This is a genomic window from Paraburkholderia sp. GAS42, from assembly GCF_050436565.1.
Taxonomy (GTDB): domain Bacteria; phylum Pseudomonadota; class Gammaproteobacteria; order Burkholderiales; family Burkholderiaceae; genus Paraburkholderia.
In genome coordinates this window covers 304,100-320,332 of sequence record NZ_JBNDML010000002.1, presented here as the reverse complement: position 1 = coordinate 320,332, position 16,233 = coordinate 304,100, and the positions used below count along the sequence as shown (strand labels likewise).

13 protein-coding genes and 1 pseudogene are annotated in these 16,233 nt (G+C 62.7%); 4 read left to right on the top strand and 10 right to left on the bottom strand.

Annotated elements, in window-relative coordinates; genetic code table 11:
* Positions 1–113: 113 nt before the first annotated feature.
* Positions 114–2,564 carry a penicillin-binding protein 1A gene (locus P3T16_RS04075; protein ID WP_429341411.1) on the bottom strand — a complete coding sequence of 817 codons (2,451 nt, stop codon included), beginning with the start codon at positions 2,562–2,564 and terminating at the stop codon, positions 114–116.
* A 157-nt stretch (positions 2,565–2,721) separates the two neighbouring features.
* Positions 2,722–4,356, bottom strand: coding sequence for an NADP-dependent glyceraldehyde-3-phosphate dehydrogenase (locus P3T16_RS04070; protein ID WP_429341258.1), 1,635 nt, complete (start codon positions 4,354–4,356; stop codon positions 2,722–2,724).
* 234 nt (positions 4,357–4,590) lie between these two features.
* Here P3T16_RS04070 and P3T16_RS04065 point away from each other — a divergent pair, with 234 nt between their 5' ends.
* Positions 4,591–5,661: an MBL fold metallo-hydrolase gene (locus P3T16_RS04065; RefSeq protein WP_429341410.1), complete on the top strand. Its 1,071-nt coding sequence runs from the start codon at positions 4,591–4,593 to the stop codon at positions 5,659–5,661.
* A 204-nt stretch (positions 5,662–5,865) separates the two neighbouring features.
* Positions 5,866–6,102 (top strand): annotated as a pseudogene (locus P3T16_RS04060) (DDE-type integrase/transposase/recombinase); the annotation flags it as partial.
* Between the two features lie 264 nt (positions 6,103–6,366).
* Here P3T16_RS04060 and denD read toward each other — a convergent pair.
* From denD to P3T16_RS04025, 7 genes are all read right to left on the bottom strand, one after another.
* On the bottom strand, positions 6,367–7,344 hold the full coding sequence (gene denD, locus P3T16_RS04055) for a D-erythronate dehydrogenase (RefSeq protein ID WP_429341257.1): 978 nt from the start codon (positions 7,342–7,344) through the stop codon (positions 6,367–6,369).
* Positions 7,345–7,369: 25 nt separating this feature from the next.
* Positions 7,370–8,146 carry a 2-oxo-tetronate isomerase gene (otnI, locus tag P3T16_RS04050; RefSeq protein ID WP_429341256.1) on the bottom strand — a complete coding sequence of 259 codons (777 nt, stop codon included), beginning with the start codon at positions 8,144–8,146 and terminating at the stop codon, positions 7,370–7,372.
* 64 nt (positions 8,147–8,210) lie between these two features.
* Positions 8,211–9,542: an MFS transporter gene (locus P3T16_RS04045; protein ID WP_429341255.1), complete on the bottom strand. Its 1,332-nt coding sequence runs from the start codon at positions 9,540–9,542 to the stop codon at positions 8,211–8,213.
* A 117-nt stretch (positions 9,543–9,659) separates the two neighbouring features.
* A complete protein-coding gene (locus P3T16_RS04040) occupies positions 9,660–10,310 on the bottom strand; it encodes an aldolase (RefSeq protein ID WP_429341254.1) in 651 nt (216 codons plus the stop codon).
* Positions 10,310–11,629, bottom strand: a complete 1,320-nt coding sequence (otnK, locus tag P3T16_RS04035) for a 3-oxo-tetronate kinase (protein ID WP_429341253.1) — start codon at positions 11,627–11,629, stop codon at positions 10,310–10,312. The genes P3T16_RS04040 and otnK overlap by 1 nt, the downstream gene beginning before the upstream one ends.
* 15 nt (positions 11,630–11,644) lie before the next feature.
* A complete protein-coding gene (gene ltnD / locus P3T16_RS04030; protein ID WP_429341252.1) occupies positions 11,645–12,535 on the bottom strand; it encodes an L-threonate dehydrogenase in 891 nt (296 codons plus the stop codon).
* Between the two features lie 51 nt (positions 12,536–12,586).
* Entirely contained in the window at positions 12,587–13,291 is a 705-nt protein-coding gene (locus P3T16_RS04025; RefSeq protein WP_429254318.1) for a FadR/GntR family transcriptional regulator, read from the bottom strand.
* 461 nt (positions 13,292–13,752) lie between these two features.
* On the opposite strand from P3T16_RS04025, the gene P3T16_RS04020 reads away from it, so the two are divergent.
* Together P3T16_RS04020 and P3T16_RS04015 are read left to right on the top strand one after the other, a co-directional pair.
* Positions 13,753–14,034 carry a DUF3303 domain-containing protein gene (locus tag P3T16_RS04020; RefSeq protein ID WP_429341251.1) on the top strand — a complete coding sequence of 94 codons (282 nt, stop codon included), beginning with the start codon at positions 13,753–13,755 and terminating at the stop codon, positions 14,032–14,034.
* Positions 14,035–14,071: 37 nt separating this feature from the next.
* Complete coding sequence (locus P3T16_RS04015; protein ID WP_429341250.1) at positions 14,072–14,809, top strand: hypothetical protein; 738 nt, start codon at positions 14,072–14,074, stop codon at positions 14,807–14,809.
* 386 nt (positions 14,810–15,195) lie between these two features.
* On the opposite strand, the gene P3T16_RS04010 is transcribed toward P3T16_RS04015, so the two are convergent.
* Positions 15,196–15,990 carry a DUF899 domain-containing protein gene (locus tag P3T16_RS04010; protein ID WP_429341249.1) on the bottom strand — a complete coding sequence of 265 codons (795 nt, stop codon included), beginning with the start codon at positions 15,988–15,990 and terminating at the stop codon, positions 15,196–15,198.
* Positions 15,991–16,233 lie beyond the last annotated feature (243 nt).

Sequence of the window (16,233 nt, the reverse complement as noted above, 5' to 3'; positions counted from 1 at the left end):
GATATCGTACCCGATACGGCTGGCGCAGGCGTCCCGTGGCGTCGGCGATTCTGTCGAGCGGCGCGAGGCGTGCGGCGGACGTTTCGCGCGTCACGAGCGGGTTGTGGTCGACATCATTCGCCAGAGCTCGCACCAGCAGGTGATTTCGTCTGATCGCCCGGCGTTGCGCCCGGTGTCGTGCTCATGTCGGGAGACGGCACATCCGGTGTGGGCGTCGGCGTCGAAGCGGGCTCTCCGGTGCCGAATGCGCCGGTTTCCTGAGGTGCGCTGGTGACGACCGGCGGCAAAAGCGGAGGTAGCGCCCGCGTTGCAGAGGCCGCCGATACCGCGCTGGCAGCAGCGGGCGACGAAACCCCGGCGGCCGGCGACGGCGGCGTCGCCGCCGCACGCGGACGCGGCGTGTGGCGCGCGCCGCTCGCCGTTTCAGGCTTCGGCGCGGGCGAGAAAAGCTGCTGAACCCATCCGCGAGCCTTCCCGAGCCACACAGACAGCGTGCCAGGCTCCTCTTTCCGGAAACGCGCCTGCGGGTCGATCACACGCGAGCGCAATGCGCGCTGGTAAAAATCGCCGACGATCGGCAACGCGCTATGTGCGCCCTGCCCCCAGTAATCGCTACGTAGCGTGACGCGGCTGTCGTTAAAGCCGACCCAGGCGCCCGCGACCAGTTGCGGATGCATCAGGATGAACCAGCCATCGGCGTTGTCCTGCGTCGTGCCCGTCTTGCCCGCGACATCGCCACGAATGCCGAAACGCGTGCGAATGGTCGAACCGGTGCCGCGATTCACCACGTCACGCATGACGTCGAGCAGCGTCTGATCCGCATCGACAGGCAGCTCCTGATGGGCGGATGCCGGCGCGAAGTCGGCCAGTACTTCGCCATTGCGGTCCTCGATGCGCGTCACCATCACGGGCTCGATATAGCCGCCGCGATTGGCGATCGTCGCGTAAGCCGACACCATTTCCTTCAGCGTCACCGGGCTCGTGCCCAGCCCGAGCGAAGGCACGACATCGAGCTTGCTGTCGCGTACGCCCATTGCGCGCGCGAGACGTGCAACTTTCGCCGGTCCTACCTCCTGCACGAGTTGCGCAGTGATCCGGTTGCGCGAATACGTCAGGCCGTCACGCAAACTCGTCGGCCGACCGGTGGGCGGTTCGTCGTCGGACGGTTTCCAGATTTCGCCACCTGCGAGCGGGATTTCAACCGGCTGGTCGATGAACGTGTCATCGGGGCTCGCGCCATTTTCGAAGGCCGCGCCGTACACGAACGGCTTGAACGTCGAGCCGGGCTGCCGGCGCGCCTGCTGCACGTGATCGAACGGATCCTGGCCGAAATCGCGGCTGCCGACCCATGCCCGGATCTGCCCGTTACGCGGATCGATCGCGAGAAAATCGGCCTGCACGCGTGTCTTGCTATCGCACAGCGCCTGCACGAAATGCCGGTCGGACGCGAGGCGCTTAAGCGCATCCGCATCGGTGAGCCCTGAATCTTTTGCCGCGCGATAGTCAGGCGTCTCGCGCACGAAGGTCTGCATCAGATCGCGGCCATTCGCGCAGCCCGCACGCGCGCCCCACGCCGAATTCGCGATGCCCTGCAGTGAGTTGCCCTGCAGCACGACGGCCTGGGTCGCCATCGTCTGGAGACGCGAGTCGATCGTGGTGCGCACCACCAGACCGTCGGAATAGACGTTGTAATCGTTACGATCGGCCCACGAGATCAGCCATTTGCGAAGCTGCTGCGCGAAGTGCGGCGCGGGACCGGGCGGCTCGATCTGCCGTTCGAAATCAATGCGCAACGGACGCTTCGCAAGCGACGTATACGAAGATTGCGACAGGCGTCCGTACTTCACCATCTGCGCGAGCACGATATTGCGGCGCTGGAGCGCGCGGTCGGGATTGATGACCGGGTTGTAGTAGCTGTTGCCCTTCAGCATGCCGGCGAGCGTCGCGCTTTCCAGCACGTCGAGATCGTCGGCGGATTTGTCGAAGTAGGTGCGCGCCGCCATCTCGATGCCGTACGCGTTGTAGAGAAACGGCACCGTGTTGAGATACGTCTCCAGGATCTCAGGCTTTGTGTAGACCGCTTCGATCTTGAACGCGGTGATCGCTTCCTTGAGTTTTCGCGTAAGCGTGGGCGCGCGGCCCACTTCGTCGGGATACAGGTTGCGCGCAAGCTGTTGCGTGATGGTCGAGCCGCCCTGACGCTCGCCCGAAAACGTATGCAGCGCCGCCGACGCGGTGCGCCGCCAGTCCAGACCGTGATGTTCGTAGAAGCGATGGTCTTCGGTCGCGATCAGTGCATCGATCACATGCGGCGAGATATCGGCGAGCTTGACCCATTCGCGGTTGCTCGGCTTGAACTCGGCAAGCAGCTTGCCGTCGGCGGAAAACACGCGCGCGGGTTGCTCGACTTTCGCCTTGCGGATATCGCCGATGCCCGGTGTGAACGGGATCAACACCAGCACATAAAGCAGGATGAGCGCGGGAAACGCAGCGAGCGTAAGCGCGACGCCGCGACGCGTCGGGTGACGCAGGCGTTGAAGCCGGTCAGCGACGACCGGCTTGATCCGGGCGAATTGCGTTAAACAATAGTCGCGAATAAATGCCGTGTTTCTGCGGTCCACGCGGGCCTGCCATCAGCTTGAAAAGGCTGCATCGTACCAAAAGCGGCGTGGCACGAAGGGGTTGTGGCAGGAATGCGGGCCCGGTGCGCTTCCCAAGGCGTCAGAAAATGAAACCCGTGTTCACGAACTTCGACTGATGATCGTTCACGATGGCGTCGAGCAGCGCCTTGCTGTCGTCGGTCTGTTTAGCGGCCACCATCGAGCGGATCGAGAATGCGCGTAACGCGTCAGTCACCGACAACGTTCCTTCCGCCGAATCCTTTCGGCCCGCAAACGGAAACACGTCAGGGCCGCGCTGGCACTGGCAGTTCAGATTCACGCGACAGACCTGATTGACGAGCGGATCGACAAGCTCGCCGATCCGCGCCGGGTCCGATCCAAAGATACTGACCTGCTGGCCATGATCGGAGGTAATGACGTATTCCAGAGCGGTTTCGATGTCGCTAAAGGTTGTCACCGGAATGAGCGGCCCGAACTGCTCCTCGCGGTAAAGCTTCATGCCTTCCTTGACGGGATAAACGACCGCCGGATAGAACAGCGTCTGGCAAAACGTGCCGCCGCCATCGTTCACCACGTGCGCGCCTTTGGCCTTTGCGTCGTCGATGGCATCCGTCATGTAGGCGGTTCTGTGCAAACCCGGCAGCGGCGTGATGTTGACACCCGGCTCCCACGGCATACCGATCTTGAGCTTGCCAAGCGCTTCAGAAAAGCGCGCAAGAAACGCTTCGACGATCGACTCATGCACGATCAGCATCTTGAGCGCCGTGCAGCGCTGACCGTTAAATGACAGCGCACCCAGCAGACACTCCTTCACGGTCAGCTCAAGGTCGGCGTCGGGCAGGACAATCGCCGCGTTCTTTGCATCGAGGCCGAGAATCGCGCGCAGCCGGTGCGACTTCGGATGCTGCTTCTTCAGATGATCAGCCACCTTGCTCGAACCGATCAGCGCCAGCACGTTGATCTTGCCGGTCGCAAGCATGTGCGGCACGACAACCGCACCAGGCGCATAGATCGTGTTGATCACGCCTTTTGGAAACGCATCGCGAAACGCTTCGAGCAACGGATAGAACAGCAGCGTCCCGTATTGAGGCGGCTTGAATACGACCGTATTGCCCATCAGGAGCGCCGGGATCAGCGTCGCAAAGGTCTCGTTCAACGGGTAGTTGTAGGGGCCCATGCATAAAACGACGCCAAGCGGCGTACGCCGGATCTGGCCAATCGTGCCTTCCGCGATAATGAAGCGCGAATTGCTGTTGTCCTGTTCCTTGAGCGCCTCGATCGTCGCTGTCATGTATTCGACCGTGCGATCGAATTCCTTTCGCGAATCGGCGAGACTTTTGCCGATTTCCCACATGATGAGGTTAACAATCAGCTGACGCTGCGCCACCATGCGTTTGATGAAATCCTGCATGCAGGCGATGCGCTGCGCGACCGCCATCGTGGGCCATTCTCCGCGGCCGGAATCCCAGGCTTTCACGGCGGCATCCAGCGCAGCTTCGCTTTCTGTGTCGCCCATCACCGGATAGCTGCCGATCTCGACCTGTTGTACCGAGCCGTCTGGCTGCGTCACGCAAATGGGCGACAGTACCGTTTTGCAGGCACCGTCCCACTTGATGAACTCACCGTCTACGAGCGAAATGCGCTGATGGATCGGCGACGAGAGGCGGAATTCTTCCGGGATGTCGCCAGACGCCGGGAAGCGTTGCTTCAGCGTTTCATAATCGATCGTAGACATGGTGTTCCCCCTCAGGCCGTTCGACGTGAATGATCATTATCATGTCAAAGTCTGAAGTCTTGCAGTTTCGACGGATAAGCAGGCGGATCGCGCCCCGTGAATCACGATAAGCGGTCGACAGTTCCCCCGACGCGCAGACGTCCTGCAGGTTGCGCGACGCGAGGTCCAGAACAGGCACCGGAGCCCCTCATGGGGCCGCAGCGGTGCCAGCAGAATCAAGGGAGCAGAATCGTGTTGATCTTCCGGCAATTGTTCGACCAGCAGTCGTCCACCTACACCTATCTGTTTGCCGATAGCGCGACGAGAGAGGCTGTGCTCGTTGATCCGGTCTTTGAACAGGTCCGCCGCGACACCGCTTTGATCGACGAGCTTGGACTGCGTCTGCTGTATACGATCGACACACACGTTCACGCCGATCATGTGACCGGCGCGTGGATGCTCAAGCAGCGCACGGGAAGCCAGATCGCGATATCGGCGGCAAGCGGCGCCGAAGGTGCGGACCGGTATCTGCATGACGGCGACCGATGTGAGTTCGGCACGCGATACCTGGAAGTACGTGCGACACCTGGTCATACAAATGGATGCATCAGCCTCGTGCTCGACGATGAGACCATGGCATTGACCGGCGATTGCCTGTTGATCAGGGGCACGGGCCGGACGGACTTCCAGAAGGGCGACGCGCACGCCATGTTCCGGGCAATACACGACCAGATTTTCACGCTGCCCGAGACATGTCTGCTTTACCCGGCTCACGACTATCGCGGCCTGACCGTCACGAGTGTCGGCGAGGAGCGACGCTTCAATCCGCGCCTCGGCGGTGAACTGTGCGAGGACGATTTCACCGGCTACATGACGAATCTGCGCCTGCCGCATCCGAGGCAGATCGATATCGCGGTGCCGGCCAACCTGAAATGCGGCGTCGCAGCGAGCGCCCCCACGCAACAAGCCGAACCCGGCTGGGCGCCGCTGACGTACACCTTTGCCGGCATCTGGGAAATCAATCCGCAATGGCTCGAGGAGAATCTTGGTGCGGTCCAGATCGTCGATGTGCGCGAGCCCGCCGAGTTCACCGGGCCACTCGGGCGCATTGCCGAAGCCAGACTGATTCCGCTCGGCGACCTGGCAGGCCGCACCGGGGAACTTGCGCAGGACCGCCCGATCGTAACGGTCTGCCGGGCGGGCGGACGTTCAGCGCAAGCCACGGTCATTCTGCGGCAGGCAGGATTCGACGCTGTCGCCAACCTCGCTGGGGGGATGCTCCGCTGGCGTGCAGAAGGCCGTGTCGTTGAAAACGCAGACATGTAGCGGCTCGCCCTGGAGAAATCAGATCGAAGCTGGCGCGTCCTTAAGTAGACCGGCCGGGTTGGGCGTTCGCCCCGACGCCGGGTCCGCCCCGCCAGCCCAATGTTATGATCGGGTACGTTGTGGATAAATTCATTTTTTTATTTGTTTTCAATAGGTTGAGACATATTTCGTTGTTGTCCGCGGCGTGTAAATCCGGACGGCGTTGTCCTGCTACAAAAGCGGCGCGACAAAGCCGCGGCCAAATGTTTTTTCAAGCGCGTGCTGCGCTCCAGCCCCGTGCGGCGCAAGATCGTCACCGATCAACTGGGTAGTTATCCGGCCGCAAAGGCCGAAATTCCGGAGTTGGTGGGCGTGAAGCACATGTTTGTAAAAGCGGCTGCCCAGCTGAACAACCGGGCGGAGAACAGCCGCCAACCGACGCGCGAACGCAAGCGTCGCATCCCCCAAGGGGACTTCCTTCGGGGCGGCAAGTTGACAATGCCCTCGAAGCCGATATGCCGCGTCTGCGAACCATCGTCATCTCTGACGACGTCATCCAGCTATACGTCCCGGTAACTCTCCTGACCAGCCATACGCTCGTTCACGACGCGACCGGCTGGCATAGGGCCACTATCCTGCCGGTCGCCAACACACAATTGAAGTAAAGCTCGGTGTACTCGACCGACGATCCGCGCGTCGATCACAGCGGCCGAAACCGCCTTGTGATCAGACGCGGATGCCTTCATCTTCGATGTAGTGGCGAATCACGTCAGCGAAGGTCCGATCGCCCTTGAGTCCCAACTGTGTCGCACGAGACGTATCCCACTGCCCCGGCCAACTGCCGACGATCTTCTCGACGCGTGGATCCGCCTTCCACTCGATGCGCTTGACCACCTCATCGCCAGCCACTTCGCGCAACGCCGCAACCATATCGTCGACGCTTACGGAGATACCAGGCAGGTTCAGTGTGCGATGAATGCCGAGCGCTTCCGATTCGATTTCCCAACCGGCAATGAGCGACAGGATCGCCTGGCGCGGCGACAGCAGCCACAACCGCGTGCTCCCCGACACCGGGCACACCGATGTCTCACCGTTCAACGGCTCGCGAATAATGCCGCTCGCAAATGACGATGCGGCCGCATTCGGCTTGCCGGGTCTCACGCTGATGGTCGGCAGCCGCAGTACTCGGCCATCGACGAAGCCACGGCGAGCGAAATCGTTCAGCAGCAGTTCCGCAATGGCCTTCTGCGTGCCATATGAAGACTGCGGATTCAACACCGTATCGTTCTGCACGACGTCCGGCAGATCGCCGCCATACACGGCGACCGAACTCGTGAACACGACGCGCGGCCGATGACCGCGCGCGCGGCAAACATCGAGCAGCAAGCGGGAAGCGTCGAGATTGATCCGCATGCCGAGATCGAAATCCGCTTCGGCCTGACCGCTGACGATGGCCGCGAGATGAAAGATCGCAGCCGTCTCCGTATCGATTACGCGCTCCAGTACGCTACGTTCCGCGATATCGCCCACTTCAGCGCGCACGCGCGCGTCACCGAAATCGCTCGGGCGCACGACGTCGAGTAACACCAGTTCCGTCACTGGGTGTCGCTGCCCGTTTGCGCCCTTCAGTTCGCCGCGCGACAGCAACTCGCGCGCAAGCCGTTGACCGAGAAATCCAGCGCCACCTGTAATCAGTATCTTCATGCTGTACGTGTCCTCGCAATGCGTATTAGAGCCAGGGCTTGAGCCAGCCGAGACCGTCCGACGTGCCTGCGCGCGGCCGGTATTCACAACCGATCCAGCCTTCGTAGCCGAGCGAATCGATCAGCTCGAACAGGTACGGATAATTCAACTCGCCGATGTCCGGTTCGTGCCGCTCAGGAACGCCAGCAATCTGGATATGGCCGATACGCGGCATGTCGCGTTTTAACTTCACGGCGAGATCGCCTTCGACGATCTGGCAGTGGTAGCAGTCGAACTGCACCTGCAGGTTCGGCGCACCGACCTCCGCACAGATCGCCTGAGCATCGTCCTGGCGATTCAGAAAAAAACCGGGAATATCGCGCGTATTGATCGGTTCAATGACGATCGTGATGCCGTCTGCCTGCGCGGCGTTCGTGGCATAAGCAAGGTTCTTTAGATAAACCTCGCGATGACGTTCACGTGGCTGGCCGGGCGCGATCAGCCCGGCCATCACATGCAGCTTGCGATTGCCAAGCACGCGTGCGTAGCCGAGCGCGGTATCGACGCTGCGGCGGAATTCGTCTTCACGGCCCGGCAGCGATGCGATGCCGCGCTCGCCTTTGGCCCAGTCGCCAGGCGGCGCATTGAACAGCGCCTGCGTGAGCCGATATTCGTCGAGCTGCGTCTTCAGTTCGGCGGCGGAAAACTCGTAGGGAAACAGGAACTCGACGGCCTGGAATCCGTCTCGCGCGGCGGCCGCGAAGCGATCGGGGAACGCGTGTTCGTTATACATCATGGTCAGGTTGGCGGCGAAGCGAGGCATCGACGTAACTCCTTTATCTGTTGCAATGCCGGACGCCCTGCGCGGCCGGCATGAAACGACAGGTCTAGCGGTTGACGAGCTTTGCCGGCGTCAGCCACACCGCGACGGCGCCGATCGCCAGCATCCCGGCCAGCACATACATACCGGACTGCGTGCTGTGCGTGAGGTCCTTCAGATAACCGATCATATAGGGGCTCGCGAAACCCGCAAGATTGCCGATCGAATTGATGATCGCGATACCGGCTGCGGCGGTGGCGCCCGACATGAATGCCGTCGGCAGCGACCAGAAGAGCGGCGCGCAGGTCAGCACGCCTGCCGCTGCGAGCGACAGGAACACGATCGACACCACCGTGTTGTTCGCGAACGATGCGGCGATCGTGAAGCCGATTGCGCCGAACAGCGCCGGCACGATCAGATGCCAGCGACGCTCGCGCCGTTTGTCCGCGCTATGTCCCATCAGGTTCATCACGACGATCGCCGCGAGGAATGGAATCGCACTTAGCAGACCGATGTTGAACGCGCCCGTGACGCCCGTCGATTTGACCAGCGTCGGCATCCAGAACGTCAGCCCATACTGGCCCGTCACGAACGCGAAATAGATCAGCGACATCCACCACGTGCGCGGGTCGCGGAAGACAGCGCCGAGCGAATGCGACTTCACCTGTTCCTGCGGCTGCGCGGCGATTTCGTCGGACAGCAGTTTCTTTTCGCGCTCGCTCAACCACTTCGCGCGGGCGATGCCGTTGTCCAGATACAGGATCGTCGCGATGCCGATCGCGATTGCCGGGACCGCCTCGATCACGAACATCCACTGCCAGCCGGCAAACCCATGGTCCCCATGAAAGGACTGCATGATCAAGCCCGACAGCGGATTGCCGAAGATGCCCGAGACCGGAATCGCAGACATGAACACCGCGATGATCTTCGCGCGGCGGTGCGACGGAAACCAGTACGTCAGGTAAAGGATCACGCCAGGATAGAAGCCCGCTTCGGCGAGGCCAAGCAGGAAACGCAGCACGTAGAACTGCATGGGCGTCTTCACGAAGACGAAGAGCGCCGACATGATGCCCCACGTGATCATGATCCGCGCAATCCAGATTCGCGCGCCGAGCTTGTGCATCAGAATGTTGCTCGGCAATTCGAACAGGAAGTAACCGATGAAGAACACGCCTGCGCCGAGACCGAACACCGTTTCACTGAACGCCAGGTCCTGCGACATCTGCAGCTTCGCGAAGCCGACATTGACGCGGTCGAGGTAAGCCACGACATAGCACAGCATCAGGAACGGCACGATGCGCCAGAACACCTTGCGATAAGTGCGTTCGACTTCTGCGGTCTCGGGCTTGCCTTCCGTCTGCGCGATGGGGGTGGCCGGGGCCGCCTGATAGGACGTCATGAATCGTCTCCTTTGAGGATGGTGCCGTCGACGATCCGCCCACTGGCGGTCGTCCGGCTTTATAGGCGTGGGGTGTTGCATGAAACTGCGCGACCGGCGTTGCGGCCGCGCAGGGGACTACCAGCGCGCGCCGAACACGGTGCGCAGTTCTTCGAGCGAAGCTTCGTCAAGCGGTGCGGGACGCGGGTTCGACATCAGCCACAGGCGCGCGGTCTCTTCGAGTTCCTCCAGCGCGTACGACGCCTGAGATACCGACCGTTCCCATACCACTGGCCCGAGCCGTTCGATCAGCACGCCACGAACCTTGTCCGCGAGCGCCGCAATCTGTTCCGCGACCTGAGGATCGCCGGGACGCCGGTAGCGAATCAGCGGCACATGGCCGACCTTCATCACGTAGTACGGCGTAATGGGCGGCAGCACGTCGGCTTCGCTCCAGACGCCGGCGAGCGTCAGCGCGACCAGATGCGTCGAATGCGTATGCACGATGCCGCGCGTGTCGGCGTTGCGGGCGTAGATGCCGCGATGCAGTGCCAGCGTTTTCGACGGCCGGCCGCCGGAGATCGCATTGCCGTCCAGATCGACCTTCGCGATGTCGGCGGGGTCGAGGCGGCCGAGACAGGCGTCCGTGGGCGTGATCAGCCAGCCGTCATCGAGGCGCGCGCTGATGTTGCCCGCGCTGCCCACGGTATAGCCGCGCGCATAGAGACTCGCGCCGACATCGCAGATTTCTTCGCGGAGCTTCGCGTCGTTGCTCGAGTGAACCGCCATTACTCGGCTCCTTCGAGATGACGCAGCGCTTTCGCAAAGAAGTCGGACGCGCCGAAGTTGCCCGATTTGAGCGCCAGCGCGAGCGGCGCCGAATCGATGGTCGCCGTGGACGGCACGCCCGGATCGATCTGTGCGCCGATGCGCAGCGTCCGCACGCCGAGCGCCTGAACGACCGCGCCCGAGGTCTCGCCGCCCGCCACGACGAACTTGCGCACGCCGAGTTCGCGCAGGCCGCGGGCAATCGCCGCGAGCGTGTTTTCGACGAGATGCCCCGCTTGTGCAACGCCGAGTTCGTGCTGCACCGCCTTGACCTCATCGGGTGTCGCGGTGGCGTAGATCAGCACGGGCTGCGATTGGGCCGCTTCGAAATGTTCGCGCGCGAAGGCCAGTGCCTGCTCCGTCACGGGCTCGCCGCGCGCGGCGGCGAGCGGGTCGATACGAAATGCCGGACGCGATTCGCGCCAGGCCGCCACCTGCGCATTCGTTGCCTTCGACGCGCTGCCTGCGAGCACGGCCGAGCGGCCTCCGATGCGCGGCAACTGGCCTGCGTCCGTCGTATCGGCAAGGAGCCCAGCGCGGCGGAAGTTCGCGGGCAAGCCGAGCGCGACGCCCGAGCCGCCTGTCACCAGCGGCAGGTCGCTGCAGGCTTCGCCCAACGTGTACAGGTCCGCGTCCGACAACGCATCGGCAATGGCCATGCGCACGCCGTCAGAGCGCAACGCGGCAAACGATTCGCGTACAGAAGATGCGCCCTTCGCCACCACGTCGTAACGCGCGAGCCCGACTTTCGATTCTGTCTGCCGCTGCAATACCCGGACGAGATTCGCGTCCGTCATCGGCGTGAGCGGATGATTCTCCATGCCAGACTCGTTCAGCAACGCGTCGCCGACGAATAGATGACCGCGATAGATCGTGCGACCGTTCTCCGGAAAAGCGGGACAGGCGATCGTGAAGCCGTTGTCTGGAGTTGTGCCGCTGCCCTGCAGCGCATCGAGCAACGCATCGGTGACCGGGCCGATATTGCCGGCGTCGGTTGAATCGAACGTCGAGCAATACTTGAAGAAGAACTGGCGGCAACCTTGCGCACGCAGCCATTCGAGTGCGGCAAGCGACTGGGCGACTGCGTCGGCGGCAGGAATCGTCCGTGACTTCAGCGCGACCACTAGCGCGTCGGCCTCGACATGCTCCCCGGATTCGGGCACGCCAATCGTCTGCACGGTGCGCATGCCTCCGCGCACGAGCATGTTCGCCAGATCGGTGGCACCTGTGAAGTCGTCGGCGATGCAGCCCAGCAAGGGCCCGCTTTTAGAGTCCGTCATCTCAGTCTCCGCCCGTTACTTCGCCGCCGGCACGTCGATGCCTGGGAAAATCTTGATGACTGCGGAATCGTCTTCACCGCCATGCCCTGCCGTCGATGCCATCATGAACATCTGATGCGCAGCCGCCGACAGCGGCAACGGGAATTTGGAACGCCGCGCCGTATCGAGCACGAGGCCGAGATCCTTGACGAAGATGTCGACTGCAGAAAGCGGCGTGTAGTCGCCCTTCAGGATGTGCGGAACCCGATTCTCGAACATCCACGAATTGCCCGCGCTGTGCGTGATCACGTCGTACAGTGCGTCCGGATCAACGCCTTCGCGCAAACCCAGTGCCATCGCTTCGGCCGCGGCGGCGATATGCACGCCCGCGAGCAACTGATTGATGATCTTCACTTTCGATCCAGCGCCGTGCGTCGAACCCAGCCGGTACACCTTGCCTGCGATCACGGCCAGCACGTCTTCGCAGGCGGCGTAGGCGGCTGCGGGGCCGGAGGTCATCATCGTCATCTCGCCCGACGCGGCGCGCGCCGCACCACCCGAAACGGGCGCATCCAGCATCTGCAGGCCAGCCGCCTCGACACGCCGGCCGAGCCCGGTCGCGAAATCGGGCGACACCGTGGCACTCGAGATCACCACGCCACCCGGCTTCATCGCAGCGAGCGCGCCGTCCGGACCGAACAGCACGGCCTCGGTCTGTGCGGCATTGACGACCAGCGTGACGACCACGTCGCATTGCGCGCCAAGTTCAGCCGGGTTCGCACACGCGATCCCGCCTTCGGCTGCAAAACCCTGCAGCACTTCGATGCGCAGGTCGCATGCATGGACGCGAAAACCGGCCCGCAACAATGAGCGCGCGACGCCCAGCCCCATCGCGCCCAGACCGATCACTCCGATATTTCTCGACATGCTTTACCTCTGGAAAAGTGCGCTGCTCACGAACCGGACGGAAGTCCCGACTCAACAGATGCCGGCTTCCGCGAGACGGCGGGCGGCGTTGTACATGTGGGTTTGCGCGGCGTTGCGCGCCGCCATTGGATCGCCCGCCCGGATCGCGGCTGTGATCGCCGCGTGCTCTTCGCGCACCTGCCGCGAAAAGTCCTCGCGCAGCGACTCGTTGCGGCGCGTGACGACCGTACCGGCTTCGAGGTATTGGTTCAGGAACGTGAGCGTCTTGAGGAAATAGGGATTGCCGGTGGCCACCGCGATCGCGCGATGAAAGGCCACGTCTTCGGCGACGCCGTCGTGCCCTTCCACGACGGCTTCGTCGATCTTCGCGAGTGCGGCGTCGATGGCCGCCATGTCGCTTGCCGTGCGCCGCATCGCAGCCTCCGATGCGACTTCCGCTTCGATCGCGCGGCGCAACGCGAGAATCTGCAACACCGAGCCGGCTTCGACTGCTTCCGCATAGTCGATGCGCAGCGGACGGATTGCGCCGTGCGCGCTGACGTAGACACCGCTGCCCTGACGCGGCGCGACCACGCCCTCGTTCTTCAGGCGCGAGATCGCTTCACGGATGACGGTCCGGCTGACGCCGAACTGCTCGGCCAGCACGGCTTCCGTCGGCAGCTTGCCGCCACGGGCGAACGTGCCCTTGTCGATCTGCTTCAGCAACTGCTGGGCGACCGTATCGCTGAGCGCCCGCGCAGGGATCTTGTCGAACATTACCGCTCCGATTGATCAGGTTATGTGGTCATCATACAAATTTTCCAGTAGAGCATCCTATTGGAAGTAACCCTGGGGGAAGATGAGAAACGCGGCCAGAAGTCGGGCAGCCGATCGTCAACCAGTCTGCCCTCACACACCAGCCGCAGTCTCGACCACCTTCATCTCGCTCGCTTCATTGTCCGGTAGCCCGCGCTCGCTTGAGTCAGAAGACTGCTAGCGGCCGATCTTCTGATCGCGCGTCGGAGCGCCTTCGCAGGAATCGACCTGGCCTGGGCTTCCTGGCCGCGGCCTGGATTCCAGGGGGACGAAATGTTCGGGATCGATGTGGACCACTGTCTGTTCCGGACTGCTCCCTGTGTCGACTTGCGTTGCAGTGCACACGCCCGATTGCATCCGTATGCTGCCATCGCATCGTATAAATAAAGCAGGTGGACGAGCCACCGTCAGGAGACACAAACATGAGATTCATGATGACCTTTCACTGGACACCCGATACCCAACAGCGTGCCGAAGCCATCGCGCGCTTTCAGCGAACCGGCGGGCTCCCGCCTGACGGCGTCCGGTTGGTGGGCCGGTGGACGCGAGCCGATCTGGGCGGAGGGTTCGATCTGCTCGAAACAGATGATATGAAGAAACTCACCGAGTTCGCCTGGCAGTGGAGTGATCTGATGGCGCTGGAAATCACCCCAGTGCTTGAAGACGCCGAACTGGGCGAGGTGCTGGGGCGCGTAGCGACGTAAATTGTTCAACGCACGTTCGACATCGACACTATTCGACATGAACACAACCGGTCGCGCCCGCAGCCACGGCCTGCGGCACCGCGTGATCCTTGCAGCCGGACCAGGACGCTGGCGACGGACGATCCTGGCCATGCTTGTCGTGCTGATCGGCTATGCCGCCGCAGATCTCTTCTGGCCATGGCACCGTGACCTGAGCCGCTTCGATACCATTGCGACGGGGACACTCGAAACGAAAATGTGGCGCTCTTACTATGACCGCCAGCACGTGGCGCTCTTTCTTGAACTGGCGCAGACCCTGCGCACGCAGTATCGCTTTCCGTGGCTAAGGTCGTACGTCGGCGCTTACTACGGCGCGTCAGCCGCATTCACTTTCAAGGAGGGCAGCGAGCGCAGCGATTACGAAAAAGCGTTGCCGGCGCTGCAAACCTATTTCAGCCTGATCCGCAACACGGGGAACCGCAACTTCGATGTCTCGCGCACTGCCACGCTCGAACTGGAATGGTGGATCGTGCACCGGCAGCGTGAGCGTTACCCGCCTGGCGCGTTGGCCAGCGCGTGTGCTGAAGCTGCCGCTTCGCTGTACATGGTGTCCGCGAACTCGACACTCGAACACGGGCGCTTGCGTGCGCAAGCGATGCTGCTTCGCGACGCCCGTGAAGAAGCCGGCAGCGTCACCGACGCCGATTGGGCAACCATCGAATCGCTATTGCACCTGAGCTACCTGTCGCTTGGCCACGCCGTTTCATCGACAAACGCCGTCGCCGGCGCGCGATGAGCGACGCGCCGTTGTGCAGCCAGGTTCGCCGGGACGCGCAGGCTCAATCCGCGACTGCTATTCCGATCAACGGCGCGTTGAAAATGAACGACAGACCGCCCTGGCTAAGGCAGAGGCGGCCAAAGCCAACGAGGGGGCCGAGCTGGCCAAAGCAGATGCGGCGCAAGCAAACGCCTCGGCAGAGACCACTCGCGAAAGCAACCTCAAGCTTCAAATCGCGCTGAAAAAGAACGTGTTGAACGCCTTCAGCTTGAAGAAAAAGTCGCGCCGAGGATTCTGTCAGACACAGAGCGGGGAGCGATGCAGAATCAGGCGAACAAGGTGTGCTGATGTGCCCCCTCAGACCGACCATCGCCGCCCGTCGGCTCCACCGGAACAGGCCTGGCTCATGGCTTCGTGCTCGCGTGCTGGTTCCGGAACGCCGCCTCTCCGGCGTCAGACACCTCGACCCACTTCTGGTCGGGCGCCGCGTCTGCGACGTAGCTGTCGTGCCAGTTCCACCACTTGTAGGTCGGGGTCTGAGGATAGCCCTCGGGCGAGTCCTCCCAGACCTCCTGCCGGCCCAGCGGCGTGATGTCGAGGTAGTTCCAGGTGCCCCCCATCTGCTCGTCGCCGCGGTTGTTGATGAAGTAGGTGCGGTACACCCGGTCGCCGTCGCGGTAGAACACGTTCGTGCCGTGCCACTCGTCCACGCCGAAGTCGGCGTCGAAACTGTCCGTGAGGGTGCACCACGGCATCTCCCACCCCATCCGCGCCTTCAGCCGCGCGATGTCCGCCTGAGGCGCACGCGAGACGAAGACGAGGGTGGTGTCACGGGCGTTCAGGTGGGCGACGTGGGCGACCTGGTCGGCCACCATGGAGCAGCCCCGGCAGGCGTGGTCGGGCCAGCCGAACACTCCCGGCTCGAAGAATGCGCGGTAGACGATCAGCTGACGCCGACCGTCGAACAGGTCGAGCAGGCTGGCCTTGCCCGCAGGTCCCTCGAACGCATACGCCGTCTCCACGGCCATCCACGGCATTCGCCGGCGCTCGGCGGCCAGGGCGTCACGGGCGCGGGTCTGGGCCTTTTCCTTTACGAGCAGCTGTTCGCGGGCTGCCTCCCACGCCTGCGGCGACACGACCGGTGGTGTGTGCATGGCAGGCTGTCCGCCGTTCCGTCCGTTCTCTGCTGATGTAGTCATGGCTTTTGCAATCTCCTAAGTTGGGCGACTTCCCGCGCCTCCTGGTTGAAGCGCGATTCCATTCGCTGCTCATCGGTCGTCGTAGGCCTTGAGGTAGTTTTGCACCGGAAATGGAACGTTGGGAGTAACAAGTGTGGCGGTATTCCGATGGAGTCGCTGACTACAGCCGCGGCGCGTGGGCTTGAAGCGGGTGATCCCTTCCGCGCCTTGAACCGCGCAGCTTGCGCGACGATGCTCCTGCGC

What these genes read in the sequence shown, in the direction of transcription:
- ltnD (WP_429341252.1), bottom strand. Translation starts at nt 12,535, where the DNA reads ATGTCGAGAAATATCGGAGTGATCGGTCTGGGCGCGATGGGGCTGGGC.
- otnK (WP_429341253.1), bottom strand. Translation starts at nt 11,629, where the DNA reads ATGACGGACTCTAAAAGCGGGCCCTTGCTGGGCTGCATCGCCGACGAC.
- P3T16_RS04010 (WP_429341249.1), bottom strand. Translation starts at nt 15,990, where the DNA reads ATGACTACATCAGCAGAGAACGGACGGAACGGCGGACAGCCTGCCATG.
- P3T16_RS04015 (WP_429341250.1), top strand. Translation starts at nt 14,072, where the DNA reads ATGAACACAACCGGTCGCGCCCGCAGCCACGGCCTGCGGCACCGCGTG.
- P3T16_RS04025 (WP_429254318.1), bottom strand. Translation starts at nt 13,291, where the DNA reads ATGTTCGACAAGATCCCTGCGCGGGCGCTCAGCGATACGGTCGCCCAG.
- P3T16_RS04070 (WP_429341258.1), bottom strand. Translation starts at nt 4,356, where the DNA reads ATGTCTACGATCGATTATGAAACGCTGAAGCAACGCTTCCCGGCGTCT.
- denD (WP_429341257.1), bottom strand. Translation starts at nt 7,344, where the DNA reads ATGAAGATACTGATTACAGGTGGCGCTGGATTTCTCGGTCAACGGCTT.
- otnI (WP_429341256.1), bottom strand. Translation starts at nt 8,146, where the DNA reads ATGCCTCGCTTCGCCGCCAACCTGACCATGATGTATAACGAACACGCG.
- P3T16_RS04045 (WP_429341255.1), bottom strand. Translation starts at nt 9,542, where the DNA reads ATGACGTCCTATCAGGCGGCCCCGGCCACCCCCATCGCGCAGACGGAA.
- P3T16_RS04020 (WP_429341251.1), top strand. Translation starts at nt 13,753, where the DNA reads ATGAGATTCATGATGACCTTTCACTGGACACCCGATACCCAACAGCGT.
- P3T16_RS04040 (WP_429341254.1), bottom strand. Translation starts at nt 10,310, where the DNA reads ATGGCGGTTCACTCGAGCAACGACGCGAAGCTCCGCGAAGAAATCTGC.